Source organism: Kitasatospora sp. NPDC057500 (assembly GCF_042802195.1).
Classification (GTDB): domain Bacteria; phylum Actinomycetota; class Actinomycetes; order Streptomycetales; family Streptomycetaceae; genus Kitasatospora.
This window is the reverse complement of the sequence record NZ_JBHVER010000049.1, coordinates 1-26688: the sequence shown is the minus strand read 5'-3', so window position 1 is coordinate 26688 and position 26688 is coordinate 1. Positions and strand designations below refer to the sequence as shown.

Below are 26688 nucleotides of genomic sequence, written 5' to 3'. Positions count from 1 at the left end.
TGCAACGGTGGCTGGTTGTCGCGGGACGGGTCCTGGGGCGTCCGGCTCCGACGCGCCCGGCCGGTGCGCCTGGGCTGCGGATATGTCCAAGGGCGGGGGAGCCGCATGAGATTGACCGAAAATAGGCGGTGCACAAGAGGGGCGCACGGCTGCTCGCCGTGCGCCTCCCAGGCTTCATCCGGCCAGTGCCGGAGCCGCGGAACGGCGGTCGAGGGGTCATGCGGGCGTTCGCCGACGGAGATCCCCGGCCGGCTCGAACAGGCCAATGGCGACTTTGCGGGCCGCCGGCCGGGCCGACCCGGACGGCGGCCCGTCACGCCGTGACGCCCTCGCGGTGCACTAACCGGCGGTGGCGGCACCGGAACTGACGACGCCGATCGCGCCCGGAGGGTTGCACGGCGAACGGCCCCGATTCGATCCGCAGGCCGGCGGCCGCGCTCCGACCGGCCTGTGGCGCCGATCCGCTGACGGTGGGTGAGCCGCTCGGCCTGATGGAGGGTCCCGCCGCAGCCGTCCGACGGGTGGGCGGGCGCGGATCGCGGACACCTTGCCCTCGCCCTTGCCCTCGCCCTTGCTCTCGCCCGGGCCGGGCGGTGCGGAGCGGACGGCGGTGTCCTCGGCAAACCCGTCGGGCCGATTTGAGACAGCCTGTCCGGTCCCTGAAGCGAATGGAGCACTGCCCGCGGTGTGCACGACTGAAAGCGCGCGCCGATCGTCAGGGGGCGGGCGGCCGGAGCGGCGCGCCGTCGCGCGCGCTGCTCCGCGCTGCCACGCGCCGCTCCGCCTCCGGTGCGGACTACGCCACGCTCGCGCCCGGCCCGCCGACCACCATCGGGCCGACCGCCGCCCGGACGCCGGCGCGCCCGCGCTCACGGGCCCGCGGAGCAACCGGGCCGCCCGCTCCCGACACACCCGCCGCGCACGAGACCGCGACGCCGCCGACGATTCCGGCGAGCGCCTCAGGACGGGACGCCGGGGCACCGCGGTCGGCCAGCACCTGCCCGACGGCCTCCGGCAGACCGGCCGCCTTGAGCGTCGGCCGGTAGGCGGGCTCGGCCCACGGCCGGCCGTGGTGCAGCCAGACGCTCCGCAGCCCCGTCAGCGCGGCGCCGGCGATGTCGGCGGGAGCGTGGTCGCCGATCATCCAGGTCTGCGTGGCCCAGTCCCCGGTCGGGGCGATGCCGCAGCGCTGCGCCGCGATCTCGAAGATCAGCGGGTCCGGCTTGACGCAGTCGGCCTCCTCGGAGATCACCCAGCCGTCGACCATCGGCCCGAGGCCGGTGCGCCGGATCTTCTCCAACTGGGGACCGGTGCTGCCGTTGCTGACGATGCCGAGCGTCCACCCGGCCGCGCGCGCCGCGCGCAGCGCGTCGATGTTGCGGGCCGGGCAGTGGATGTAGGAGTTGATGCCGTGCCGGTAGTGGGTGAGCAGCCGGTCGAGCGACTCGTCCAGGCCGTAGCGGCGGCGGGCGGCGGACAGTACGGTGCTGCGCGGTACGTAGCCGCCGCCGTCGATGGTGACGAGCCAGTCGACGTCGCCGGGCGGCAGCGCCCGTTCGGTCAGAAAATCCTGAGCCCAGGCCCGGAATGCGGCGTCCCTGGGGAGCAGCGTGTTGTCGAGGTCGAGCAGGAGCAGGGGCATGTCGAGCATGGTGCCAGGGGCCGCGCCTATGCACCTGGCAAATGCCAGACGGCGTCCCGAACCGGTGCCCCTTGGCTGAAACGGGCGCCGGACCCCTGCCACACCAGCCGCCCGCGGCCCGGTTCACCCCTCCTTTCACCGCCTTTCACTGCCCGGTGACCGGCCGCAACGGATCGTCATCGATCCATGACAGTCCGGTCACGGTGTCCCTGAAGCCTGTTGCGCCGCCCGGTCCGCTCAGTCAAGCTCCAGGGAACCTCCTTCGCCGGAGGGGCGCCTCGCGCCCGAGCGAGGGCGCACCGCCGCCGGCGCGCGCATCCCTCGTTCGCGGGAAGAGCGCCGCCCCCGAGGACGCGCGGCTGGGCTGCGTGTCCGGCCCGTCGTACTCTGAAAGGAACAGGTCACAAACGGTGGTGCTCGGCGCAGACCGACGTCTTCCCGTGTGCGGGCCTGCCGCCCGGGCAGCGTTGTCCTCTCCTGTCGGCCCACCTCCTTCGAAGAGCCTTGTGCCATGGCTGGTTCTGAGCCCTCCCGACCGGTGGAACCGGGCGAGGACGCCCGGGGCGGTGGCTTCACCCGCCCCCTTCGCTACCTCGCACGCCGGGGCCGCCCGGGCGCAGGCTCCCGCCGACGCCGGGACGACCGGCGGGACGATCGACGGTCCGACCGGCGGTCCGACGCCGCGGAGCCCCCGGTGACCGGCCGGCCGGGACCGGGCGCCGAGCGCCCGAGCACCTCCGGCCCGCCCGGTGCGACCGGCGAGCCGGCGGTCCGCGAGGCGTGCGCCAAGCCCTGCGACCCGGCCTTCCAGCACGGCGTGGTGGTGGGCTTCGACGGCTCGCTGTCCAGTGAGCGCGCCCTCGCCTACGCGGTCGGCATGGCCCGCCGCTCCCAGTGCGGCCTGGTGATCGTGCACGTGGCCAACCGCCTGCCCGCCACCGTCTGGGCCGGCTGCGAACCGCCGGTCTTCGTCGACCTCCCCGACCACCGGACGGAGGTACTCGGCCTGGAGCTCGCCTGCGCGGACTTCCTCGCCGGGGTGCCCTGGATCCTGGTCGAGCGGGGCGGCGACATCTGCCACGAGATCGAGGAGGTCGGTCGCGAGTTCGCCGCCGACGCGATCGTCGTCGGCACGACGCACGGCCTGCTCGGCAAGATGTTCGGTTCGGTCTCCGGCCGCCTCGCCCGCCGCGCCAACCGTCCGGTGATCGTGATCCCCTGACGTCCGGTCCGGTGCCCGCGCCGCCCCGGGTGGTGGCGCGCGTGCTCGGGGCGGTGTGGGCCGTCCGTGTCATCCACGCCGACGGCGCGCGGTGCCACCCCGCTCCGCCGTGCGGGCGCGGCGAAGAATGGCACGGTGATCGTTGGGCCAGCCTCGCCGCCGAGTCGTTCCCCGCGCCGTTCCCCACGTCGTTGCCCGAGCCGTCCGTCCCGTCGCGCCACCGCCCTCCCGGCCCTCCTTCTCACCCTCCTTCCCGCACTTCTCCTCGCCCCCGCCCCGGCCGGACTGGCCGACGTCCCCCGGGCGCCGGCGGTCCACCCGGCGGGCGGCGAGGCCAGGGGAGCGGTCCGGCTGGAAGTCCGCACCAACGGCGCGACCGGTGTCGACGTCCGGGTCCGCGCCGACGAACAGCTGCTCCGCGTCTACCGGTTGACGAACCAGGCCGAGTACCCGCTCACCGTCACGACCGTCATGGACTCCCAGGTCTCCGGGGCGGCGCTGGTCTGTGGGAGTCGGCAGCCCTTCGTGCTGCCGCCGTTGGGAGTGGTCGAGTGCCAGGCCACCCTGCCGGCCCGGAGCGGACGGCAGCGGACCGAGGTCGGCGTCGAGGCCACGGCTCCCAAGGGCATGCCGAAGGCCGTGGCGACCGCGGCGGCCGGCTACCAGGGGCTGGTCGCCGGGATCACCCTGACCCGGGTCGGCGTCCCGACGGGCTCGGGTGTGGTGGCCCGTGCCGCCCGGACCGCGCGCCGGAACCCGGTTGCTGGTCAAGTAGCTACCGGTGGTGCTCCTCTCCTCGGCGGGCCGGCGGCATCGTCCGGTCGTCGGGCGCTGCCGATGGTGGTCGGCGGCGATGTCCGGCTGCGGTACCGGGTGGACGCCGTCGGGGATTCGCCGATCAGTGCGGTCAGTGTGGTGGACCACCTCCCCGGGGTGGGCCCGGTCAGTTGCACGGGACAGTCCGCCGGCGGACTGCTGGAGCTCGGCCGCCCGCTGGACTGCACCGCCTCCGGGGAGGCCGTGCCCGGTCGGCACACCGCCGCGGCGAGAGCCGAGGGCCTGGCGGTCGACGGCGCGGTCGGCCAGGACGGCCGCCCGCTGGCACCCCGGCCGGTCGCCGCCGAGGCCCCCGGCGACTACGAGGGCGAGGGCCCTGCCCCTGCCCCCGCCGCAGGGGCTCCGGCCGGGGCGGCCGGAGGAGCGGCCAACCCCGCCGGTGCGCCACCGGGCGCCGCCCCGGGTGCGGCCGCCGCAGCCGCTGCCGGCGTGGCAGGTGCGGCCGGTGCCAACGCGCCACCGCCCAACCCGGCGGCCCCCGGCGCCGCCGCAGCCGCGCCCCCCGGTGCAGCCACCGCCGGGCAGGCCGCCCTTGCACCGGGCACAGCTGCCGCGGCGGCAGCCGCAGCCGCAGCGGCAGCCGCAACAGCAGCCGCCGCTGCCGCCGCTGCGGCAGGGTCCGCGGTGCCCTTCCGCCCGGGCACCACCATTTTCGGGCTGCCCGCGAGCCCGTTTCAGGCGGTGGGAGCCGCCGGAGCAGCTGCCGCTGCTGCCGCCGCTGCTGCCGCCGCTGCTGCTGCCGCCGCTGCCGCGGCAGGCACCGGAGCGGCAGCAGCGGCCGGAGGCGCCGCCGGGGCCGCCGGAGCGGGCGCGGCCGGAGCCGGTGCGGCGGCTCAGGGAGCCGCCGCAGGTGGCGCGGCGGGCGGTGCGGGTGCCGCCACCGGTTCCGGCCCTGGTTCCGGCTCCGGCTCCGGCCCCACGGGGCCGGAGCAGCCGGGCCAGCCCGGAAGTCCGAACCCCGGGGGCAGCGAGGCCGGTGCCGCTCAGAGCCCGGACGACACACCGTTCGACTGGGACGACGACTGGGGCACCGACGAGGTGCTGATGATGCTGTTGGCGATCGTGCTTCCCGTCCTTGTCGTGTTGGCCGCCGCCCTGTCGGTGCGGCAGCGTCGGAGAGAGGGGCCTGGTGGCGGTGGTGGCGGTGGCGAGTGAACGTCGGGGGAGTGGTCGGTAGATGTGGGTCAATGTCGTGGCGGCGCTGGCCGGCGCAGCGCTCGCCCTGTCCATCGGTGCGCTGGTCGGCCGGTCCCGCGGTTCCCGCGAGGGCGCGACCAACCCGTCCGCGATCGGCTTCGCGGGCGCGGCGGTGCTCGGCTTCTTCGCCCTCTTCACCGGCTTCGCCATCGCCGGTTCGTGGCAGCAGCTCAACACCGCCCGCCAGCACACCTACGAGGAGTCCCGGGCTCTCACCGAGGTGTACTGGTCCGCGAGGCTGCTGCCCGTCCCGGACCGTCCGGTGGTGCAGCAGCACGTACGCGACTACACCCACCAGGTGATCACGGACGAGTGGGAGCAGATGGGCCGTGGGCACGGCAGCGCCCAGGCCTGGGCGGCGGCCGACCGGATCCGGACTTCCGTGGACGCGGTGCGGAGTCAGAACGCGGCCGAACTCGCCGCCAAGGCAGATGTGTTGAGGAGTCTGACGGACGTCTACGCGCGGCGGAACGCCCGGCTGGCCGATATTCGCGCGCAGGTGCCGACGCTGGTGCTGGGAGGTCTGGTGGTGGGGGCGGTGTTCGTACTGGCGACGCCGCCGGTGGTCGGGCTGACCGCGACGGGCCGCAACCTGGTGCTGATGGGGTTCGTGGGTGCCTCGGTGGCGTTCGCGGTCAGTCTGGTGTTCCAGCTCAGCGGCCCGTTCGACGGCGCCGTCAGGGTGGAGCCGACGGCGTTCGAACTCGCGCTGACCCGCTACGACCAGATCGACTCGGGCGGCCTCGGGTGACTCCTTCCTCCTCGTGATGGCCCGGTCCCGTCCGCCGGCCCGGGCGGACCGACGGACAGGGCGTGTTGGGCGGACTGGGTGGGGCGGGCAGGCGGGGCCTGCAGTGGCCTCAGGAGATGACGCCGAGCTCTCGCGCGATGAGCATCCGCTGGACCTCCGAGGTGCCCTCACCGATTTCCAGGATCTTGCAGTCCCGCCAGAAGCGGGCGACCGGGAATTCGTTCATGAAGCCGTACCCGCCGTGGATCTGGGTCGCCTCGCGGGCGTTGTCGACGGCGGCCTCCGACGAGTACAGCTTGGCGATCGCGGCCTCCTTCTTGAACGGTTCCGAGTGCAGCAGCCGGGACGCGGCGTCCCGCCAGGCGAGGCGGGCGGTGTGGGCGCGCATCTCCATGTCGGCGAGCTTGAACTGGATGGCCTGGTTGGCGCCGATCGGCCGGCCGAAGGCGCGGCGCGTACCGGCGTACGAGACGGACTGGTCGACGCAGCCCTGGGCCAGGCCGGTGGCCAGGGCGGCGATCGCGATGCGGCCCTCGTCGAGGATCCGCAGGAACTGGGCGTAGCCGCGACCTCGCTCGCCCAGCAGGTTGGCCGCGGGGACGCGGCAGTCGGTAAAGGACAGTTCACGGGTGTCGGATGCGTTCCATCCGACCTTCGAGTACTTCTTCGACACCTGGAACCCGGGGGTCCCGGTGGGCACGATGATGGAGGAGATTTCCCGCCGTGGCGAGGAGAATTCGCCCTCTTCACTCGAACGAGCGATCGGTTCCGTGAGCGCGGTGACGGTGACCAGACCCGTGATGTCGGTGCCGGAGTTGGTGATGAAGCACTTGGTGCCGTTGATCACCCACTCGTCGGTGGCCTCGTCGTACCGCGCGGTGGTGCGGGTCGCCCCGGCGTCCGAGCCGCCCTCGGGCTCGGTCAGGCCGAACGCGCCGAGCAGTTCGCCCGAGGTCAGCCGGGGCAGCCACTCGCGCTTCTGCTCCTCGGTGCCGAAGCGGTAGACGGGCATCGCGCCGAGCGAGACCGCCGCCTCCAGGGTGATCGCGACCGAGGAGTCGACCCGGGCCAGCTCCTCCAGCGCCAGGCCGAGCGCGAAGTAGTCGCCGCCCATGCCGCCGTACTCCTCCGGGAACGGCAGGCCGAACAGGCCCATCCGCCCCATCTCCCGCACGATCTCGTAGGGGAACTCGCCCTGCTCGTAGTACTCGCCGATCTTCGGCGCGACCACGTCCTGGGCGAATTCGGCCACGGTGCGCCGCAGTTCCTCGTGCTCGGGGTTCAACCGGTGGTCGAGCATGGTGATCCTCCTGGGCCCCGCCGGTGGGCGCGGGCGTGGTTCGGGACGACCGCCGCCGTGCTGGTGTGACGGGCGGGCGGAGTGGTGGGCGGGCGGACGCGCGGGAGCCGGTCGGCGCGCGCGGGACGGTCGGAGCGGGTCAGTCCGGCGACCCGGCGGGGGCGCCGCCGAGCAGGGCCTGGACCGTGCGGGAGGGGCTCGGGCGGCCGAGCCGGCGTGCCATCCAGCCGCTGGTGGCGACCAGGGCGCGCAGGTCGACGCCGGTCCGGATGCCGAGCCCGTGCAGCATCCACACCAGGTCCTCGGTGGCCAGGTTGCCGGTGGCGCTCTTGGCGTAGGGGCAGCCGCCCAGTCCGCCGGCCGAGGCGTCCACGGTGGTGACTCCGGAGCGCAGCGCCGCCAGGGTGTTGCTGAGCGCCTGGCCGTAGGTGTCGTGGAAGTGCACGGCGAGCCGACCGGCCGGCACCCCCGCCGCGGCGAACCCGTCGAGCAGGGCGGTGACCTGGCCGGGGGTGGCCACTCCGACGGTGTCGCCGAGGCTCAGCTCGGCGCAGCCCATCTCCAGCAGCTCCACCCCGAAGCGGACCACCTGGGCGACCGGGACCGGGCCCTCCCAGGGGTCTCCGAAGCACATCGACAGGTAGCCGCGGACCGGGATCCCGGCCGCCGCGGCCCGCGCCACCACGGGGCGGAACATCGCCATGGCCTCGTCCGCCGAGCGGTTGAGGTTGCGGCGGGCGAAGGTCTCGGTGGCGCTGGCGAACACCGCGACGTCGCCGGCGTGGTGGGCCAGCGCGCGGTCCAGGCCGCGCTCGTTGGGCACCAGCACCGGCAGCCGCAGGCCCGGGTGGCGGTCCGGCAGGCCGGCGAGCCGGGGCATCAGCTCCTCTGCGTCGGCCAGCTGCGGTACCCATTTCGGGTGAACGAAGCTGGTGGCCTCGACGGTGCGCAGGCCGGCCGCCGCGAGCCGGGCGATGAACTCGGCCTTGACCTCGACGGGGACGAGCGCGCCCTCGTTCTGCAGGCCGTCGCGCGGGCCGACCTCGTGGATCCGCACCTCCCCGGGCAGGCCGGGGGAGCGGACCGGGTCCGGCAGACCCAGGTCGAGGGCGTCCGGTTCCCGGGCGGGGCCGGCGCCCCCCGGCCCGGCGGCGGTCACGACCGCACCGCCGCGGGCGCCTCGGCCGGGGTGGCCGGGTTGGCCGGGGCGGCCTCGTCGGCCTCGGCGGGCGTCACCACGACCAGCAGTTCCTCCATCGCCACGGTGGCGCCGGCGGCGGCCCGCAGCTCGCTCACCGTGCCGTCGTGCGGGGCGGCGATCACGTGTTCCATCTTCATGGCCTCCAGGACGAGCAGGGGCTGGCCCTTGCGGACCGCCTCCCCGGCCGTGGTCTTCACGACCGTGACGGTGCCCGGCATCGGCGCGGTCAGGGCGCCGTGGTGGGCGGCGCCGGCGGCGGCGCTCTCGCCGACCGCGTCGTGGGTGTGCACCGGCCAGGCGTCGCCGTCGACACCGAGCCAGGTCACCGGGCCGGCGGCGGGCGCGGCGGGGCCGTCGGCGGCGAGGGCGAAGCTCGTGCGCAGGCCGTCGACGGTCAGGTGGAGCCGGTCGCCGGAGCGGCCGGCCCGGGCCCGGTGGACCGGTCCGTCGGCGAGCCGGATCTCGACGTCGAGGGCGGGGCCGGCCGGATTGTCAGTGGTGTCCGTTACGTTGCCCGCAGTGATCGAACGGATGCGCACCGACACCGGGTCCTGGCCGGGGGTACGGAGTCGGTGGGTGGTCCAGGCCGGGTCGCCGCCCAGGCGCCAGCCGGAGGGAAGGGAGAACGGGTCGGTCCAGCCGTCGGTGTCGGCGGCCGGGGTGAGGTCCAGGTGCCGTGCGAGGGCGGCCGCGTAGTAGAGGAGGTGGGCGGGAGCCGGCGGCTCCGGCGGCAGGGGGTCGGAGGCCGTTGCGGTCGGCGTGGTCCCGGCGACCGGGGAGTACGGCGAGGCGAGCAGCCCGGGCTGCTGCTGCGCCGTCTGCTCGACCAGGCCGGTGTCGAGCCGGCCGGCGGCGACCTCGGGGTGGGCGAGGAGCCGCCGCAGGAAGCCGGTGTTGGTGGTGACGCCGAGGATCCGGGTGTCGGCCAGTGCGGCGCGCAGGCGTCGCAGCGCGGTCGGCCGGTCGGGTCCGTAGGCGATGACCTTGGCGAGCATGGGGTCGTAGGAGCTGGTGATCACGGTCCCGGGGGCGACTCCGGAGTCCACCCGGATGCCTTCGCCCTGCGGCTCGTCGAGGAGCAGGATGCGTCCGCCGGTGGGCAGGAAGTCGCGTTCCGGGTCCTCGGCGCAGATTCGGGCCTCGATGGCGTGGCCCTGGAAGGAGATGTCGGACTGCGCGAAGGAGAGGGGCTCGTCGGCGGCGATCCGCAGCTGCCACTCGACCAGGTCGAGCCGCCGGGGCCGGTCGGCGTCGGCCGGGGCGCCGGTGGCCGAGCCCCGTGGGCGGGGTGCGGCCACCGCGACGGCGAGTTCGGTGACGGGGTGTTCCACCTGGAGACGGGTGTTCATCTCCATGAAGAAGAAGTCCCGCACGCCCTCGTCGGTGTCGGGGGAGTCCGGGCCGATGCCGGGGACGATGAACTCCACGGTGCCGGCGCCGGTGTAGCCGCAGGACTCGGCGGCGCGGACGGCCGCGGCGCCCATCGCCGCACGGGTCGCGGCGTTGAGCAGAACGGAGGGAGCCTCTTCGATCAGCTTCTGGTGGCGGCGCTGCAGGCTGCACTCGCGTTCGCCGAGGTGGACGGTGGTGCCGTGGGCGTCGGCCAGCACCTGGACCTCGATGTGGCGCGGCCGGTCGATCCAGCGCTCCAGCAGCAGGGTGTCGTCGCCGAAGGCGGTGCGGGCGACGCGTCGGGCCGCGGCGATCTCGGTCGGCAGGTCGGCCGGGTCGCGGACCAGGCGCATGCCCTTGCCGCCGCCGCCGGCGGACGGCTTGAGCAGCACGGGGTAGCCGATCTCCTCGGCGGCCTCGACGAGTTCCTCGTCGGTGGGCGCGGTGGCCCGGCTGCCCGGAACGACCGGAACGCCGGCGGCCCGTACGGCCTCCTTGGCGTTGATCTTGTCACCCATCAGTTCGACCGCGGCGGGAGGAGGTCCGATGAAGACGAGGCCGGCGTCGGCGCAGGCGCGGGCGAAGGAGGCGTTCTCGGCGAGGAAGCCGTAGCCGGGGTGGACGGCCTGGGCGCCGGTGCGGCGGGCGGCGGCGAGGATCTGGTCGGTCCGCAGGTAGGTCTCGGCGGCGGAGCTGTCGCTGCGGTCGGCCGGGCCGAGCCGGACCGCGACGTCGGCCTCGCGGACGTGCGGCGCGTCGGCGTCGGCGTCGCTGAACACGGCGACCGAGCGCACGCCGAGCCGCCGCAGGGTGCGGATCACCCGGACGGCGATCTCGCCGCGGTTGGCGACCAGAACTGTGTCGAACATGGGAGGCGTTCCTCCGGGTCGAGGGGAGCCGTACGAAGGAGGTGGTGGCCCCGGGTGGGTGCCGGGCACCGGGGAGGCGGCGGAGCGGGTGGGCCGCCGCCCGCGGGAGGGGCGCTACATGCGGAAGACGCCGAACGGTCCGGGCGCCGGGAGCGGGGCATTGGCGCAGGCGGTGAGCGCCAGGCCGAGCACGGTGCGGGTGTCCATCGGGTCGATCACACCGTCGTCCCAGAGCCGGGCGGTGGCGTAGTAGGCGTTGCCCTGGCGCTCGTACTGCTCGCGCACGGGGCGCTTGAACTCCTCCTCCGCCTCGGCGGGCCACTGTTCGCCGTGCGCCTCCAACTGGTCGCGGCGGACGGTGGCCAGCACCGACGCGGCCTGCTCGCCGCCCATCACGGAGATCTTGGCGTTCGGCCACATCCACAGGAAGCGGGGTGAGTAGGCCCGGCCGCACATCGAGTAGTTGCCGGCTCCGTACGAGCCGCCGATCACCACCGTCAGCTTCGGGACGCGGGTGCAGGCGACGGCGTTGACCATCTTGGCGCCGTGCTTGGCGATGCCGCCCGCCTCGTACTGGCGGCCGACCATGAACCCGGTGATGTTCTGCAGGAAGAGGAGGGGGATGCCCCGCTGGTCGCACAACTCGATGAAGTGGGCGCCCTTGAGGGCGGACTCGGCGAACAGCACGCCGTTGTTGGCGACGATGCCGACCGGGTGGCCGTGGATCCGGGCGAACCCGGTCACCAGGGTCGCGCCGTACTCGGCCTTGAACTCGGCGAACCGGCTGCCGTCGACCAGCCGGGCGATCACCTCGCGCACGTCGTAGGGCGTGCGCGGGTCGACCGGTACGGCCCCGTACAGGCCGGCCGGGTCGACGGCCGGCGCCTCGGCCGGGGTGAGCGGCCACGGACGGGCCGGGCGCGGGCCGAGTCCGGCGACGATGGTGCGGACGACGGACAGGGCGTGGGCGTCGTCCTCGGCCAGGTGGTCCGTGACGCCGGAGGTCCGTGAGTGCAGGTCGCCGCCGCCGAGCTCCTCGGCCGTCACGACTTCGCCGGTCGCCGCCTTCACCAACGGGGGCCCGCCGAGGAAGATGGTGCCCTGGTTGCGGACGATGACGGCCTGGTCGCTCATCGCCGGGACGTAGGCGCCGCCGGCCGTGCAGGAGCCGAGCACGGCGGCGATCTGCGGGATGCCCGCGGCCGAGAGGCGTGCCTGGTTGTAGAAGATCCGGCCGAAGTGGTCGCGGTCCGGGAAGACCTCGTCCTGCATCGGGAGGAAGGCGCCACCGGAGTCGACCAGGTAGACGCAGGGCAGCCGGTTCTCCAGCGCGACCTCCTGGGCGCGCAGGTGCTTCTTCACCGTCATCGGGTAGTAGGTGCCGCCCTTGACGGTGGCGTCGTTGGCGACCACGACCACCTCGCGTCCGGCGACCCGGCCGATGCCGGCGATCACCCCGGCGGCCGGGGCGGCGCCGTCGTACATCCCGTCGGCCGCCAGCGGGGCCAGTTCGAGGAAGGGGGAGGCCGGATCGAGCAGGGTGTCCACCCGGTCGCGGGGGAGCAGCTTGCCGCGCGCGGTGTGGCGGGCGCGGGCCTTGGCGCCGCCGCCGAGTGCGGCCGTGCCGAGCTTCTCGCGCAGTTCGCCGACCAGGGCCCGATGGGCGGCGGCGTTCGCCCGGTACGCCTCGGAACCGGGGTCGACCGCGGTGCCGAGCCGGGGCGCCGGCGCGGCGGCGCCCGGGGTGCCGGCCGCCGCGCTGCCGTTGATGCCGGTGGGTGCGCCGGCGGTGGAGATGACCATCCCAAGAGCTCCCTTGCCCTCGGCGGCAGGTGGGTCGACGGGGCTGCTGAGCCCGCGACCCCCACACGTTAATGAACGTTAACTTCCGCCGCCCAGGTTAACGACCGATAACCCCACTGTCTACGATGGACCGCATGCCGAATGTCCCAGCCGCCTCCGGGCTCCCGCGCCGCGACCAGATCCGCAAGGAGGCCGCCCGGTTGTTCGCGGCCCGGGGCTTCCTGGGTGTCGGCGTGGACGAGATCGGCAAGGCCGTCGGGATCAGCGGCCCCGGCCTCTACCGGCACTTCGCCGGCAAGGACGCCATGCTCGCCGACCTCCTCGTCGGCATCAGCGAGCGCCTGCTGGAGGAGGGGCGCCGCCGGGCGGGCGGCAACGAGGGGCCGGCCGCCGCGCTGGACGCGCTGATCGGCGGCCACGTCGACTTCGCGCTGGACGACCGGGACCTGATCACCCTGCACGACCGGGAACTGCTCAACCTCCGCGAGGAGGACCGCCGGACCGTCCGCCGACTCCAGCGCGCCTACGTGGAACTCTGGGTCGACGTGGTCCGCCAGGCCTACCCGCCGCTCGCGGCCCCGTCCGCCGAGCCGGTCGCCCGGGCGTCCGTGCACGCCGTCTTCGGCCTGATCAACTCCACCCCGCACAGCCACGGACCGAACCCCGCCCAGGGCGACGAGCGGGCCGGGCTCGCCCGTGACGCCATGGCCGCGCTGCTGCACGACCTGGCCCACGGGGCCTTCTCGGCGGCGGCCGACACCGTCGCCGCCCAGTCCGCCCGCACCGGTGCCGGCGCGCGGACCTGATTCGGGATCCCGTCCGGGCCGGTTGCGCCGTCCGGGTGCCGGTGGGAGCGACCGGCGCCGCGCGGGCTCCGGGTCGGTGCACGCTCGGGCCGACGGCCTAGGACCAAGGGAGGTCCGCCCCCTGCGCCGGTGGGCGGTGGGCGGCTCCGGGCCCCGTCGGAGACCCTGGTAGCGGGCGCGCCGGTCCGGTCCGCCGGGAATCAGTGCTGGTTGCGGGCTGTTGCCTCCTCCGTCGGGCCGGGACTCCCGGCTCGCCCTGGCCTGAAACTCCATGGCGGCCACCCGACGGAATGGTTAGCATCCCTAAATATGCCTGAGACTCACGGATCTACGGTGGAGCTTTCCCCGAGCGGCACCCGAACCGACACCCCGGCCGGGCCCGGGGACGGGCACGCCCGACCGGCCCCGGACCCCACGACCGCCACCGCCACCACCGCCACCACCGGCGAAGGCCGCGACCGCGACGGAGCAGGTGCCGACGGCGCCGCCGACGGCGCGGGCTGGCTCCGGCGGCTGCTCGGCTACTGCTGGCGCTCCCGGCGCAGCGTGCTGCTGGCCTTCGGCGCCTCGCTCCTCGGCATGGCCGTCACCGCCTTGGTGCCCCTGGTCACCAAGGTGATCATCGACGACGTCATCACCGCCCACACCCGCCCGCTCGCCCCGTGGGCCGTGGCGCTGCTGCTGGCCGCCGCCGTGGTGTTCGGCTGCACCCAGGTCCGCCGCTACTACGGCGGACAGCTGGCCGTCGACGTCCAGCACGACCTGCGCGCCGACCTCTTCCGCTCGCTCGGCAGACTCGACGGCCACCGCCAGGACCGCCTGGACACCGGCCAGGTCGTCGGCCGGGCGACCTCCGACCTCCAGCTGGTCAACGGGCTGCTCTCGATGCTCCCGATGATGACCGGCTACCTGATCATGTTCGCCATGTCGCTCGGCGTGATGATCTGGCTCTCGCCGCCGCTCACCCTGGTCGCCCTGGTCATGGCCCCGGCGCTGTGGTGGGTCTCGACGCTCAGCCGCAAGCGGCTCTTCCCCTCCACCTGGGCCGCCCAGCAGGAGGCCGCCGCCGTCGCCGGCGTGGTCGACGAGTCGATCGGCGGAGTCCGGGTGGTCAAGGGCTTCGGCCAGGAGGCCCAGGAGCTGGACAAGCTGGAGGCGGCCTCGCGCCACCTCTTCGCGGCCCGGCTCCGCTCGATCCGGCTCAACAGCCGCTACAACCCCGCCATGCAGGCGATCCCCGCGCTCGCCCAGGTGGCGGTGCTGGCCTTCGGCGGCTGGCTGGCGGTCGACGGCCGGGTCTCGCTCGGCACCTTCGTCGCCTTCTCCACCTACGTCGCCCAGATGACCGGCCCGGTCCGGATGCTGACCATGGTCATCACGGTCGGCCAGCAGGCCCGGGCCGGTGTCGAGCGCGTGCTCCAGCTGATCGACGAGCGCCCGCTGGTCCAGGAGCGCCCGGACGCCGTCACCCTCGACCTCGCCCTGGACCCGGCCCCCGCCCCCGTGCCCGCCCCCGCCCCCGAGGCCCAGGCCGGCACCCCCGGTCCCCGCGTGGTCGGCCCGCTCACCACCGAGGTGGCGCTGGAGTTCGACCAGGTCGGCTTCCGCTACGACCCCGAGCACCCGGCACCCGTCCTGCACGGCCTCAGCCTGCGCCTCGCGCCCGGCGAGACCCTGGCCCTGGTCGGCGCCTCCGGCTCGGGCAAGTCCACCGTCGCCCAGCTGGTGCCGCGCTTCTACGACCCGGCCGCCGGCGCCGTCCGCCTCTACGGCCACGACCTGCGCGACCTCACCCTGGACTCGGTCAGGGCGGCCATCGGCACCGTGCCCGAGGAGAGCTTCCTCTTCTCCGAGACGGTCCGCACCAACATCGCCTACGGTCGCCCCGACGCCACCGACGAGCAGGTCGTCGCCGCCGCCCGCGCCGCCCAGGCCGACGAGTTCGTCCGGGCCCTGCCCGACGGCTACGAGACCAAGGTCGGCGAGCAGGGCCTGACCCTCTCCGGCGGCCAGCGCCAGCGCATAGCCCTGGCCCGGGCGATCCTCACCGACCCCCGCATCCTGCTCCTGGACGACGCCACCTCGGCGGTCGACCCGCAGATCGAGGCGGAGATCCACGACGCGCTGCGCTCGGTCATGGCCGGCCGCACCACGCTGCTGATCGCCCACCGCCGCTCCACCCTCCAGCTGGCCGACCGGATCGCCGTCCTGGACCGCGGCCGGCTGCTGGACCTCGGCACGCACGAGGAACTCGAAGCCCGATGTCCCCGGTACCGTGCCCTGATCACCGACCCCGAGGCCGGTCGCGCACCCGCCGCGCCGAAGCCTGCGGACCCGACGGACGCGCAGGACCCGGCAAGCGCACAGATCCCGGCAAGCGCACAGGACCCGGCCGCCCGGGCGGGGGAGCCCACCGCGCCGTCCGCGCACCCCGCGATGCCCACCCCGGCCCTGGCCAAGGCGGCCCGCACCGCCGCCCCCGACCTGCTCGCCAAGGTCACCGCCCTCCCGCCGGCCACCGACACCCCGGCGATCCCCCGCACCGAGGCCGAGCGCGGAGACGCCGACTTCAGCCTCCGCCGCCTGCTGCGCCCCTTCCGCGCACCGCTCGCCCTGGCACTGCTGCTGGTCGCCCTGGACGCGGGTGCCGCCCTGGTCCTGCCGATCCTGATCCGGCACGGCATCGACGACGGCGTCAGCAAGGGCGTCATGACCGGCGTCACCGTCGCCTCGCTCGCGGCGCTGGTGGTCGTCCTGCTGGACTGGGCGGTGCAGAGCGCCGAGAACCGGGTCAGCGGCCGCACCGGCGAACGGGTGCTCTACACGCTCCGGCTCAAGATCTTCGCCCACCTCAACCGGCTCGGCCTCGACTACTACGAGCGCGAGCTGTCCGGCCGGATCATGACCCGGATGACCACCGACCTGGACTCGCTCACCTCGTTCCTGCAGACCGGTGTGGTCACCGCGGTGGTCAGCCTGCTGACCTTCCTCGGCATCCTCGCGGCCCTGCTGGTGATCGACGCCGGACTCGCCCTGGCGGTCTTCGCGGTGCTGCCGCTGCTGGTGGTGGCGACCCTGGTCTTCCGCCGGAAGTCCAAGGCCCAGTACGAGATCTCCCGGGACCTCATCAGCACGGTCAACGCCGACCTCCAGGAGAACGTGGCCGGCATGCGGATCGTCCAGGCGTTCCGCCGACTGGACACCAACACGGACCGCTTCGTCGCCCGGGGCATGGCCTACCGGGACGCCCGCGTCCGGGCCCAGCTCTACATCTCGCTCTACTTCCCGTTCGTGCAGTTCCTCTCCAGCGTCGCCGCCGCACTGGTGCTGATCGTCGGCGCGTCGCGGGTGGACGCCGGGACGCTCACCGTCGGCGCGCTGGTGGCGTACCTGCTCTACATCGACCTGTTCTTCGCCCCCGTCAACCAGCTCTCCCAGGTGTTCGACGGCTACCAGCAGGCGGCGGTGGGCCTCGGCCGGATCCGCGAACTGCTGCGCACCCCCACCAGCACCGCCCAGGCCGCCGACCCGGTGCCGGTCCCGGCCGGGCTGCGCGGCGAGATCGAGTTCGACCGCGTCGGCTTCGCCTACAACGGCGGCGCGGACGGCGCCCCGGACGTGCTCACCGACGTCAGCCTGCGGATCCCCGCCGGGCAGACGGTGGCACTGGTCGGCGAGACGGGGGCCGGCAAGTCGACCCTGGTCAAGCTGGTCGCCCGGTTCTACGACGCGACGGCCGGCACCGTGCGGGTCGACGGCGTGGACCTGACCCGCTACGACCTCGCCGAGTACCGGCACCGGCTCGGCGTGGTGCCGCAGGAGGCCTACCTGTTCGCCGGGACGATCCGCGAGGCGATCGCCTACGGCCGGCCCGGCGCCTCGGCGGCCGAGGTGGAGGCGGCGGCCCGGGCGGTCGGCGCGCACGACATGATCGTCCGGTTGTCCGGCGGCTACGACCACGAGGTCGCGGGACGGGGACGCAACCTCTCGGCGGGCCAGCGCCAGCTGATCGCGCTGGCCCGGGCGGAACTGGTCGATCCGGACGTCCTGCTGCTGGACGAGGCCACCGCGGCCCTCGACCTGGCCACCGAGGCGGCGGTCAACCACGCCGCGGACCGGCTCAGCGGCGGCCGCACCACGCTCGTCATCGCGCACCGGCTGACCACGGCCGAGCGCGCCGACCGGGTCGTGGTCCTGGACCACGGCCGGGTGGTCGAGGACGGCACGCACACCGAACTGCTCGCTCGGGGCGGGGCCTACACCCGGCTCTGGCAGGCGTTCGTGGCGGAGGGCCACGGCGGGAGCGGCGCCGCTCCCGTGCCGGCCGCGGACGCGGTCATCGGATAACCCGACCACAGGGCGGCGGGTACTCGAACAGGCCCGCCGCCCCGTCGGGTCCACCCGGTCACGCCGCGAGCAGCGCGATCAGCAACGCCGAGGGATCGATCCCCCGGGGCAGCTCGCTCACCTGCCCGTCCCCGACCTCGACCACCCGCCAACCGGACCCGTCGGCCCGCTCGGCGAGGTCGGTGGTGACGAACCGGCAGCCCAGCGCCCGTACCAGCGGCCGGACCAGGGACAGGTCGGGAGCGGCCGGGCAGCCGGGCAGGTCCGGATGCGGTCCGACCAGCACCGGCTCGCCGTCCAGCCACCACACCCGGGCCTCCACCGCCCGCCGCCGCCCGCCCGGGACGCCGTCGGCCCCGTCGGGATCACCGGAGCTGTCGGTGCCGTCGGTGCCGTCTGTGCCGTCGGAACCGTCGCCGGACGGGCCGCCACGGGTGTCCCACCCCACCCGGGTGAACTCCTCGAACCGCCGCAGCACCACACCGCCCGCCAGGTGTTCGGCCTGCAACTCCACGAACCGCGCGACCACCCGCTCGACGGCCGACAGGTCCGCCAGCTCCGGGATGTAGCAGGCCTCGGCCCACTCGTGCTTGCGGGACTTCACGTAGTCCTTGACGATCGCCGGCCCCCGCCCGCCGAGCCGGGCGACGGCCGGCGCCAGCCGTTCCGCACCGGGCGGCTCCACTCCCACACCCCCGGCGCCCGCCAGCGGCAGCCAGACGCTCGGCGGCGTGGCACCCTCGAACACCTCGTACCAGCCCGGCAGTTCGTGCGCCGAGGCGTACCCGGGCGGAGTGGTCAGCAGCAGCCCGCCGCGCTCCGACAGGGCGGCGGCGAACTCCGCGTAGCGGTGCGAGGGGAGCATCCACCCCCGGTACCAGAACGCCCCGCGCCCCGCCGGCACGCCGCGGACGGCCACCTGGGCGTCCCCGGCGAGCAGCGCGTCATGGTCGACCAGGTGGTGCTCGCCGCCCAGGTCGCGCAACAGCCTGGCCTCCCAGGCGAACTGCGGGTCGATCCGGCGCGGGTCCAGCGGATGGGCGGGAAGGAGAAAGGCGGGTGCGGGCATGGGCGTCAGGGTAAGGCCACCCACCGATCGGCGGGCCGTCAAAACCCCGACGTCACAGGCCTCGACCCGCCCGGACGCGCCCGCCCGGGCACCCGTCCGGCAGTCCGCTGCGAAGACCCGCCGGCCGGGCGCGGCCGCGCCCGGCGGCGTCCGGTGGAATCCGCTCGACGCCCGGAGCGGCCCGCTGCGAGAGTGACCCGATGCGAAACCTGCGGCGTAACGCGCGAAGGGTCCCACGGCAGGCGGCCCGCACGGTCGTCCTGGACGAAGGGGGCTCCGTCTTCCTCCTGCGCTCGGACAACAGCGAGGTCGGCGTGCACTGGACCATGCCGGGCGGCGGCATCGAGCCCGGCGAGTCACCGTGGACGGGGGCGCGTCGCGAACTCTGGGAGGAGACCGGCTGGTCCGACCTCGAACCCGGCCCGCTGCTCTGCACCTGGGAACACGACTTCACCTGGCACGGCACGCCGGTCCGCCAGCACGAGCACATCTACCTCACCAGCGGCCCGCACCGCGGCCCGGTCGGCGACGTCAGCGCGGTGCACGCCGCCGACAAGATCCTCGACTGGCGCTGGTGGACACCCGAGGACCTCGCCGACGAGAACGCGGACGCCCTCTGGCCGCCCCGGCTGCCCGACCTGCTGGCGGCCGTACGGGAGGGCTGGCTCACCGATCGCCGCGCACCCGAGCCGGTCGACCTCGGCTACGTTCCGAACGCCCGGCCCGCCCGTGAACGGCCTGCTCCCGCCTGAGCGGCCGGACTCCCTCAGGCCGTCCGGCGCCCGCCGCGCCGACCGGTGCGACCGGGCGGGCCGGCCTGCCAGTCGCGCGGCTCCAGCTCCCGGTCGTGCAGCGCACCGGGGTTGATCACGACGGAGAGCTGCGCCCCGGCCAGCCGCTCGTAGGCGAGCCCGGTGGCGCTCAGCAGGTGCTCGGTCGGCACCGACACGGCGATCGCGGGCCGCCAGGCGGGCAGTACCACCAGACAGGTGCCCCGGCCGAGACGGACGAGTTCGGCGGCGGTCCGGACGGCCGGCCGCGCCTCGGGACGCCCGGACGTCCCGGCGGGCGCAGGGCGTCCGGCCGTCTCCGGCAGGTTCGGGGTGCCGCCGATCAGGACGCCCAGCGGGGCCTCGCCGCGGGCCGCCGATCGCGCACCGGTGCCGGTACCGGTACCGGTCGGGCCGTCGTCGCCGGTACGCGGCGCGGGGACGGTCGGCAGGTCCGCCGCCGGCACCGGGCCGGTGCGCGCGGCGTCGGAGCGGACGGCACCGCCCGCCTGCGGGTGCATCCGGCGCAGTCGGCGCGAGGGCGCGGGGCGCCGGGTGACCACGCTGCGCAGTTCCTCCCGGGCCGCCCGCAGCACGGGAACGGTCCGGTCCTGGGCGACCGGCGGCTGCTGGAGCCGGACGAAGCCCTCGCCGCCACCGGCCCCGCCGTCCGAAACGTCACTCGAACCGCCGCTGAAACGATCATTCATACCGCCACCCGGACGGTCGTTCGAACCGTCACCCGGGCGGCCGTCCGGCCCGCCGGCCCGACCGCCGACGGCGTCGTCGCCGCGCGGCCGCGGCACGGACCCGCCCGGCAGGACGCACGCCGCGCCGCCCGCCCGGCCGTCGGCCCCCGCCGCCGCGATCGAGCAGCGGGTCGCAGCGCCCGCCGGAACGGCGGCCGCGTCACCGTCCGCACCCGTCGCCCCGTCGGGGCGCGAGGGCGCCGACGGGACGAGCGGCACGAGCGGTGCGGCCGACGGGGGCCGGTCGGCGGTGGTGCGGTCGAGCGTGGTCATTGGCACGGGCCCTTCGGGGTTCGGTGCCGTCGATCCTCCCGCACCGGACGGCCTGCTCCAAGCGCGTTTCCGCCTCGTGCGCCCGGCGCCGCCGTTCCGTCCCATCCGTCCCATCCGTCCCGCCCGCCCCACGTCCTGACGCCTCCTCGGCCCGGCCGCCCCCGGGCCGCCGGTCAGGCGCCGGCCGCGACGAAGCCCTTGAGGTCGGCCAGGACGACGTTGGCCGCGGCCACGCCCAGACCGAGGAACCAGGTCTCGTCCGGCACCGGACGGGCCTGACCGGACTTGACCGCGCCGAGCGTCTTCCACAGCGCCCCGCCGAGCACCGCGTCCTGGTTGGTGGAGCTGGGCGTGCCGTAGACGCCGTAGAAGACCCAGTCGGCGTCCGCCTTGTCGATCTGCTCGGGGCTGATCTCCACCGCGAGCTCCTTGACCTGCATGATCTTGGGCTGCGGCAGCTGCGCGTCGATGAGGATGGTGCCGATGAAGGACAGCTCCGCGTACAGCCGGGTCTTGCCGGGCATGAAGCGCAGCGGCGTGATGGTCGGCTTCTTGTCGCCGAGCCCGGCGCCGATCGCCGCGGCGGCCGCCTGGTAGGCGTCCAGCTGGGACTTGGCCTCCGCCTCCAGGCCGAACGGGGTCGCGTTGAGCAGGAAGTTCTGCTTCCACGGGTAGCCGGGGCGCAGCGAGAAGACGGTCGGCGCGATCTTGGACAGCTGCTCGTACTGGTCCTGGGCGCGCAGCTGGCTGCCGAGGATCAGGTCGGGCTTGAGCGCGGCGATGGCCTCCAGGTTGAGGCTGTTGATGGTGCCGACGTTGGCGGGGCTGCCGGCCTTGTCCTTGAGGTAGGACGGCATCGACTTGGAGCCCTCCGTGTGGACGACGCCGACCGGCTGGATGCCGAGCGAGACGACGTTGTCGAGCTCGCCGGTGTCGAGGACCACGACCCGGACCGGCTTGGCGGGGAGGACCGTCTCGCCCATCGCGTGCTTGATGGTCCGGGGGTAGACGCCGGGGGCGGCGTCGGTGCCGAAGGCCTTCATCTTCTCGATCACGGTGGCGTAGTCGTCGCCGCCCTGCTTGACCGACTTCTGGTCCGGCGTGGAGCCGCCGGACGGCTTGGCCGTCGTGTCGCCGGAAGCGCCGGAGCCGCCGGAACCGGAGCCGTCCGAGCTGCCGCAGGCGGTGAGCATGCCGCCGAGGCCGAGCACGGCTCCGCCGGTGAGGGCCGCGGTGAGCAGCGTGCGACGGGTGGGGCGGGGGGCGGTCGGGCGGCCGGAGGTGGGGGACACGCGGCACTCCTTCACGGACAAGTCGGGGTTAGGTGAGGCAAACCTATCCGACGAATCCGGCGCGTTTCCCGCCGCACCGCCCGAGCAGGGCGGATTCGGGCCCGGAAGCATCACAAACCATGACATACCAGGCAAATCAATTCGGTAACGACCCTTAGAAATAAAGGTACACGCCTTAACAACCCATGCATCACCGGGCAAGCTTTGGCCACTCTCAGGCAAATCGAAGGGAGTGGCTCAGATCACCCAAGGTTGGTCTACTCAACCTTCGGTACCCGCACCTAGGGTGCGCTGGTGTTTGATCAGCAGCTCTCAGAGCACGGAAGCAGCGGCCGGGCAACGGCGCCCGCCGCTCCGCAGGGTGCCCCGGTCAGTGGCGCCACCGGTGGAGCTCCCGGCACCGGTCCGGGTGCGGCGGGGGCAGCGGGGGACAAGGGTCTACGGGGCAACTCCGTCGGCCTGCTGAGCAGCGTGGTCCTGGGCGTCTCCACGGTCGCCCCGGTCTACTGCCTGACCGCGACGCTGGGTCCGACCGTCACGGCGGTCGGCGTCCAGATGCCCGCGGTCTTCCTGGCCGGCTTCCTGCCGATGCTGCTCGTCGCCTTCGCGTACAAGGAGCTGAACAAGGACTTCCCGGACTGCGGCACGTCCTTCACCTGGACGGTCAAGGCCTTCGGCCCCCGGGTCGGCTGGATGGCCGGCTGGGGCCTGACGGTCGCCACGATCATCGTGCTGTCCAACCTCGCCGGGGTGGCCACCGACTTCCTCTACCTGATGCTCGGCGAGATGACCGGCAGCGGCGCCGTCGCCGACCTCAACGACAACAAGGCCGTCCACCTGGCCACCGTCGTCGTGCTGATCGCCGCCGCCACCGCGATGAGCTATCGCGGCATGACCGCCACCAAGTGGTTCCAGTACAGCCTGGTCGGCCTCCAGCTCGCCGTCCTGCTGCTGTTCTCCGGCATCGCCATCGCCAAGGCCGCCGCGGGCGACCTGCCGGACTCGATCGGCTTCTCCGCCTCCTGGCTCAACCCGCTCGAAGTGAGCTCGTTCAGCGCGTTCACCGCCGGCCTGTCCCTGTCGATCTTCATGTACTGGGGCTGGGACACCTGCCTCACCATGAACGAGGAGACCAGCGGCAGCGCCAAGACCCCGGGCCGCGCCGCGATGATCTCGATGGTCACCCTGGTCGGCTCCTACCTGCTGGTCGCCATCGCCGCCCAGATGTTCGCCGGCGTCGGCACCGCCGGCACCGGCCTCGGCAACCCCGACACCGCCGACAACGTCTTCGCCGCCCTGGCCCGCCCGGTGCTCGGCTCGCCGTGGAGCATCCTGCTCTTCGTGGCCGTCGTCGCCAGCGCCGCCGCCAGCCTGCAGACCACCTTCATCCCGGTCGCCCGCACCCTGCTCGCGATGAGCGCCTACCGGGCCGTGCCGCCGCGCTTCGGCACCGTCCACCCGCGCTACCGCACCCCCGGCTTCGCCACCGTCGCCGCCGGCATCGCCACCGCCGCCTTCTACGTCGGCATGAGCGTGATCAGCGAGAACGTCGTCCAGGACACCATCCTGGCCCTCGGTCTGATGATCTGTTTCTACTACGCGCTGACCGCCTTCGCCTGCGTCTGGTACTTCCGCCGCTCGCTCCGCGACAGCCTGCGCGACCTCCTCGTCAAGGGCGTCGCCCCGCTGCTCGGCGGCGTCCTGCTCAGCGGCGTCTTCCTGCAGACCCTCACCGACGCCTGGGACCCGGAGTACGGCAGCGGCGCCGTGTTCGGCATCGGCTCGGTGTTCGTCATCGGTGTCGGCATCCTCCTGCTCGGCGCGGTCCTGATGCTCGTGTACGGCGTCTACCGGCCCGCGTTCTTCCGCGGCGAGACGCTCCGCAAGGACACCCCCGCCCTCGTCGTCGAGGACTGACGGCGACCGGGGAACCGAACGGCGGGCCCGGGCGGGCACCCGCTATCCTCGAACCCATGAAGCGCTTCGCAGGTCTCGACTGGTGGCCGTCCTAGGACGGCCACCAGTCACGCCTGACCAGGGCCGTCCGGGATGGACGGCCCTGCTGCGTTTCTCCGACGGGACGGGCCCCGAGCCCCGGACGGCCGCCACCACCGCCGTACCGAGGAGAAACCCCCGTGACCACGACCACCGCCACCGCTGTCGCCGAACCCGCCGACCTCGCCGGCTTCGACGCCCTCGACGGGAGCGTCCACGCCGACCCGGCCGCCCACCGCGTCCTCACCGGCGACCGCCCCACCGGACCGCTCCACCTCGGCCACTACTTCGGCAGCCTGCGCAACCGCGTCCGCCTCCAGCGCCTGGGCGTCGAGATGTTCCTGGTCATCCCCGACTACCAGGTCATCACCGACCGGGACGTCGCCGACCGCCTCGCCGAGCACACCGAGAACCTCGTCCTCGACTACCTCGCCACCGGCATCGACCCCGACCGCGCCACGATCTTCACCCACAGCGCCGTCCCCGCCCTCAACCAGCTGCTGCTGCCCTTCCTCAGCCTGGTCAGCGTCGCCGAACTCCATCGCAACCCCACCGTCAAGGACGAGATCGCCCACTCCAGCCAGGCCGCCGTCAACGGACTGATGCTCACCTACCCCGTCCACCAGGCCGCCGACATCCTCTTCTGCAAGGCCGACCTGGTCCCCGTCGGCAAGGACCAGCTGCCCCACCTGGAGGTCACCCGCACCGTCGCCCGCCGGTTCAACGAGCGCTACCCGCACCCCGACGGCACCACCGTGTTCCCCCGCCCCCGGGCCCTGCTGGACGCCGCCCCGCTGCTGCTCGGCACCGACGGCGGCAAGATGAGCAAGAGCCGCGGCAACTCCATCCCGCTCGGCGCCGACGAGGACACCACCGCGCGGCTCCTCAAGGGCGCGAAGACCGACACCGACCGCCGCATCACCTACGACCCCGCCGCCCGCCCCGAGGTCTCCAACCTCGTCCTGCTCGCCGCCCTCTGCCAGGACCGCGCACCCGAGGAGGTCGCCGAGGAGATCGGCGACGGCGGCGCCGCCGCGCTCAAGCGCACCGTCACCGAGGCCGTCAACGAGCACTTCCGCCCGATCCGCGCCCGCCGCGCCGAACTCGCCGCCGACCGCGGCCACCTCCGCGACGTCCTGCGCGCCGGCAACGAACGCGCCAACGCGGTCGCCGACGCCACCCTCGCCGAAGTGCGCGAGGTCATGGGATCGCTGTGAACGCGTCAGGGGCATAACCTCTCGGGGCCGGTCGCACACCGGCCCCGAGACCACGCCCCGGAAGGAACCCGGCCATGGACCACCACCCGAACGCCCCCGGCCGAGGACTGACCCGCCCGCCGCACCTGCGCCCCGGCGACCACGTCGCGGTGGTCGCCACCAGCGGCCCCATCGACCCCCAGCGGCTCGCGGCCGGCACCGCCCTCCTGCGCTCCTGGGACCTGCGCGTCACCGTCGCCCCGCACGTCCTCGACACCCACCCCGTCCTCGGCCACCTCGCCGGAACCGACGCCGACCGCGCCGCCGACCTCCAGACCGCCTGGCTCGATCCCACCGTCAACGCCGTCATGTGCGCCCGCGGCGGCTACGGCGTCCACCGCATGGTCGACCTCCTCGACTGGGACGCCCTGCGCACCGTCCCGCCCAAGGTCCTGATCGGCTTCAGCGACGTCTCCTCGCTGCACGAGGCCTTCGCCCAGCGCCTCGGCCTCGCCACCCTCTACGGACCCATGAGCGCCACGGCCACCTTCGTCGAGGACGGCCCCACCGCCGAACACCTGCGCCGCACCCTCTTCGACCCCGCCGCCACGACGGTCCTCACCTCGGCCACCGCCACCGCCCTCGTCCCCGGCCGGGCCCGAGGCACCACCGCCGGCGGCTGCACCCACGTCCTGGCCGCCGAACGCGGCACCCCCGCCGCCCGCCCCTCCTACGCGGGCAGCATCCTGCTCCTGGAGGACGTCAACGAGCACCCCTACCAGCTCGACCGCCTCCTCACCCAGCTGCTGCGCTCCGGCGCCTTCGACGGCGTCACCGGCATCGCCCTCGGCTCCTGGGAGGGCTGCGGCCCGCTCGACCGGGTCCGCGACGTCATGCTCGACCGCCTCGGACCGCTCGGCATACCGGTCGTCTGGGAACTGGGCTTCGGCCACTGCCCCTCGACCCTGACCGTCCCGCTCGGCGTCCCCGCCCTGCTCGACGCCGACGCCGGTACCCTCACCCTGGACCTTCCCGCCCTCGCCGAACGCTGAATAGGGTGCGCCCATGAACGCGGACCGCTCCACGGCGCCGTCCACCGTGGCCGACCTCGACGCGGCCGGCCTCACCGCCCTCGCCCTCGGCCTGCTGCGCGGCCCCGGCAGCGACGCCCGCGCCATCCTCGGACTCGCCGGCCCGCCCGGCGCCGGCAAGTCCACCCTGGCCCGGCACCTCGTCGCCGAGGTCGAACGCCGCGAAGGCCCGGGCAGCGCCGCCTACCTCCCGCTGGACGGCTTCCACCTCTCCGCCGCCCAGCTCGACCGCCTCGGCCTCGGCCACCGAAAGGGCGCACCCGTCACCTTCGACGCCCACGGCTACATCGCCCTGCTGCGCCGGGTCGCAGGCGAGCGCTTCCAGGACATCTACGTCCCCGACTTCGACCGCGGCCTCGACGAACCGGTAGCCGCCCGGCACGTGGTCCACCCGCACACCCGCCTCGTCATCACCGAGGGCAACTACCTCGCCGCCGCCGACCACCCCTGGCCGGAGGCCCGGCGGCTGCTGCGCGAACTCTGGTACGTCGAGACCGACGACGCCGTCCGCGAGGCCCGCCTGCTCGACCGCCACCGCGCCGGCGGCCGCGACGAGGCCGCCGCCCGCGACCGGGTCACCGGCAGCGACCACCCCAACGGCGAGTACGTGAAGGCCGGCCGCGCGGTCTGCACCCGCATCGTCCGCGTGGGCCGTTTGCCTTCGCCCCCGAATGGGCGTAGTGTTCTCTAGTCGCTCGGCAGGGAGCACCGGACACGCGTCTGCGCGGACGGTCCCGGGGCGGCCAATCCTCTGAAACACCACCTCTTCCCGGTTACGGGCCGAGGCGCGTCGTCGTCTTTTCGACGTGTTCCGGCTCAGGGTTTATTCGGTGTGCCTGTTTTCGGGGATTGCGGCCGGATTCGCTTTTCGGAGCGGGGATCGGCT

The 26688-nt window shown here is 74.2% G+C and carries 17 protein-coding genes and 1 pseudogene; 10 read left to right on the top strand and 8 right to left on the bottom strand.

Annotation, left to right across the window (positions count from 1 at the left end; all coding sequences use genetic code 11):
* Nucleotides 1-796: 796 nt before the first annotated feature.
* Nucleotides 797-1642, bottom strand: coding sequence for an HAD family hydrolase (locus ACFU74_RS13760; protein WP_380755992.1), 846 nt, complete (start codon nt 1640-1642; stop codon nt 797-799).
* Nucleotides 1643-2426: 784 nt separating this feature from the next.
* On the opposite strand from ACFU74_RS13760, the pseudogene ACFU74_RS13755 reads away from it, so the two are divergent.
* From ACFU74_RS13755 to ACFU74_RS13745, 3 genes and pseudogenes are all read left to right on the top strand, one after another.
* Nucleotides 2427-2864, top strand: a pseudogene (locus tag ACFU74_RS13755) (universal stress protein); the annotation flags it as partial.
* A 135-nt stretch (nt 2865-2999) separates the two neighbouring features.
* Complete coding sequence (locus ACFU74_RS13750) at nt 3000-4856, top strand: hypothetical protein (RefSeq protein WP_380755990.1); 1857 nt, start codon at nt 3000-3002, stop codon at nt 4854-4856.
* A 22-nt stretch (nt 4857-4878) separates the two neighbouring features.
* A complete protein-coding gene (locus tag ACFU74_RS13745; RefSeq protein WP_380755988.1) occupies nt 4879-5649 on the top strand; it encodes a hypothetical protein in 771 nt (256 codons plus the stop codon).
* A gap of 109 nt (nt 5650-5758) precedes the next feature.
* Here the strand turns inward: ACFU74_RS13745 and ACFU74_RS13740 are convergent, their stop codons facing one another.
* The 4 genes from ACFU74_RS13740 to ACFU74_RS13725 all read right to left on the bottom strand — a co-directional run bounded on the left by ACFU74_RS13740 (nt 5759) and on the right by ACFU74_RS13725 (nt 12214).
* Entirely contained in the window at nt 5759-6949 is a 1191-nt protein-coding gene (locus ACFU74_RS13740) for an acyl-CoA dehydrogenase family protein (protein ID WP_380755986.1), read from the bottom strand.
* A 139-nt stretch (nt 6950-7088) separates the two neighbouring features.
* Nucleotides 7089-8108: a hydroxymethylglutaryl-CoA lyase gene (locus ACFU74_RS13735; protein ID WP_380755984.1), complete on the bottom strand. Its 1020-nt coding sequence runs from the start codon at nt 8106-8108 to the stop codon at nt 7089-7091.
* Nucleotides 8105-10411 (bottom strand): acetyl/propionyl/methylcrotonyl-CoA carboxylase subunit alpha, encoded by a 2307-nt coding sequence (locus ACFU74_RS13730; RefSeq protein ID WP_380755982.1) that lies wholly within the window; start codon nt 10409-10411, stop codon nt 8105-8107. Before ACFU74_RS13730 ends, ACFU74_RS13735 begins: the two co-directional genes overlap by 4 nt.
* A gap of 114 nt (nt 10412-10525) precedes the next feature.
* Nucleotides 10526-12214 carry a carboxyl transferase domain-containing protein gene (locus ACFU74_RS13725; RefSeq protein WP_380755980.1) on the bottom strand — a complete coding sequence of 563 codons (1689 nt, stop codon included), beginning with the start codon at nt 12212-12214 and terminating at the stop codon, nt 10526-10528.
* A gap of 134 nt (nt 12215-12348) precedes the next feature.
* Between ACFU74_RS13725 and ACFU74_RS13720 the strand changes: the two genes are divergently transcribed.
* Entirely contained in the window at nt 12349-13020 is a 672-nt protein-coding gene (locus ACFU74_RS13720; RefSeq protein ID WP_380755978.1) for a TetR/AcrR family transcriptional regulator, read from the top strand.
* A 309-nt stretch (nt 13021-13329) separates the two neighbouring features.
* Nucleotides 13330-17367, top strand: coding sequence for an ABC transporter ATP-binding protein (locus ACFU74_RS13715; protein ID WP_380755976.1), 4038 nt, complete (start codon nt 13330-13332; stop codon nt 17365-17367).
* Nucleotides 17368-17425: 58 nt separating this feature from the next.
* Here the strand turns inward: ACFU74_RS13715 and ACFU74_RS13710 are convergent, their stop codons facing one another.
* Nucleotides 17426-18436, bottom strand: coding sequence for an ATP-grasp domain-containing protein (locus ACFU74_RS13710; protein ID WP_380755974.1), 1011 nt, complete (start codon nt 18434-18436; stop codon nt 17426-17428).
* 200 nt (nt 18437-18636) lie between these two features.
* Here ACFU74_RS13710 and ACFU74_RS13705 point away from each other — a divergent pair, with 200 nt between their 5' ends.
* Nucleotides 18637-19188 (top strand): NUDIX hydrolase, encoded by a 552-nt coding sequence (locus tag ACFU74_RS13705; RefSeq protein WP_380755972.1) that lies wholly within the window; start codon nt 18637-18639, stop codon nt 19186-19188.
* A 14-nt stretch (nt 19189-19202) separates the two neighbouring features.
* Here ACFU74_RS13705 and ACFU74_RS13700 read toward each other — a convergent pair whose 3' ends face one another.
* Both ACFU74_RS13700 and ACFU74_RS13695 read right to left on the bottom strand, forming a co-directional pair.
* A complete protein-coding gene (locus tag ACFU74_RS13700) occupies nt 19203-20228 on the bottom strand; it encodes a hypothetical protein (protein WP_380755970.1) in 1026 nt (341 codons plus the stop codon).
* A 173-nt stretch (nt 20229-20401) separates the two neighbouring features.
* Complete coding sequence (locus ACFU74_RS13695) at nt 20402-21421, bottom strand: ABC transporter substrate-binding protein (RefSeq protein WP_380756021.1); 1020 nt, start codon at nt 21419-21421, stop codon at nt 20402-20404.
* 393 nt (nt 21422-21814) lie between these two features.
* Between ACFU74_RS13695 and ACFU74_RS13690 the strand changes: the two genes are divergently transcribed.
* The 4 genes from ACFU74_RS13690 (at nt 21815) to ACFU74_RS13675 (ending at nt 26493) form a co-directional block, all read left to right on the top strand.
* Nucleotides 21815-23437 (top strand): APC family permease, encoded by a 1623-nt coding sequence (locus ACFU74_RS13690; protein WP_380755968.1) that lies wholly within the window; start codon nt 21815-21817, stop codon nt 23435-23437.
* Between the two features lie 218 nt (nt 23438-23655).
* On the top strand, nt 23656-24732 hold the full coding sequence (trpS, locus tag ACFU74_RS13685; protein WP_380755966.1) for a tryptophan--tRNA ligase: 1077 nt from the start codon (nt 23656-23658) through the stop codon (nt 24730-24732).
* A 74-nt stretch (nt 24733-24806) separates the two neighbouring features.
* Entirely contained in the window at nt 24807-25763 is a 957-nt protein-coding gene (locus ACFU74_RS13680; RefSeq protein ID WP_380755964.1) for an LD-carboxypeptidase, read from the top strand.
* A 13-nt stretch (nt 25764-25776) separates the two neighbouring features.
* Nucleotides 25777-26493: a nucleoside/nucleotide kinase family protein gene (locus ACFU74_RS13675; protein WP_380755962.1), complete on the top strand. Its 717-nt coding sequence runs from the start codon at nt 25777-25779 to the stop codon at nt 26491-26493.
* Nucleotides 26494-26688 lie beyond the last annotated feature (195 nt).

Coding starts and splice junctions, on each gene's coding strand:
- ACFU74_RS13760 (WP_380755992.1), bottom strand. CDS start 1,642: ATGCCCCTGCTCCTGCTCGACCTCGACAACACGCTGCTCCCCAGGGAC.
- ACFU74_RS13745 (WP_380755988.1), top strand. CDS start 4,879: ATGTGGGTCAATGTCGTGGCGGCGCTGGCCGGCGCAGCGCTCGCCCTG.
- ACFU74_RS13740 (WP_380755986.1), bottom strand. CDS start 6,949: ATGCTCGACCACCGGTTGAACCCCGAGCACGAGGAACTGCGGCGCACC.
- ACFU74_RS13730 (WP_380755982.1), bottom strand. CDS start 10,411: ATGTTCGACACAGTTCTGGTCGCCAACCGCGGCGAGATCGCCGTCCGG.
- ACFU74_RS13725 (WP_380755980.1), bottom strand. CDS start 12,214: ATGGTCATCTCCACCGCCGGCGCACCCACCGGCATCAACGGCAGCGCG.
- ACFU74_RS13720 (WP_380755978.1), top strand. CDS start 12,349: ATGCCGAATGTCCCAGCCGCCTCCGGGCTCCCGCGCCGCGACCAGATC.
- ACFU74_RS13715 (WP_380755976.1), top strand. CDS start 13,330: ATGCCTGAGACTCACGGATCTACGGTGGAGCTTTCCCCGAGCGGCACC.
- ACFU74_RS13710 (WP_380755974.1), bottom strand. CDS start 18,436: ATGCCCGCACCCGCCTTTCTCCTTCCCGCCCATCCGCTGGACCCGCGC.
- ACFU74_RS13705 (WP_380755972.1), top strand. CDS start 18,637: ATGCGAAACCTGCGGCGTAACGCGCGAAGGGTCCCACGGCAGGCGGCC.
- ACFU74_RS13700 (WP_380755970.1), bottom strand. CDS start 20,228: ATGACCACGCTCGACCGCACCACCGCCGACCGGCCCCCGTCGGCCGCA.
- ACFU74_RS13695 (WP_380756021.1), bottom strand. CDS start 21,421: ATGCTCACCGCCTGCGGCAGCTCGGACGGCTCCGGTTCCGGCGGCTCC.
- ACFU74_RS13680 (WP_380755964.1), top strand. CDS start 24,807: ATGGACCACCACCCGAACGCCCCCGGCCGAGGACTGACCCGCCCGCCG.
- ACFU74_RS13675 (WP_380755962.1), top strand. CDS start 25,777: ATGAACGCGGACCGCTCCACGGCGCCGTCCACCGTGGCCGACCTCGAC.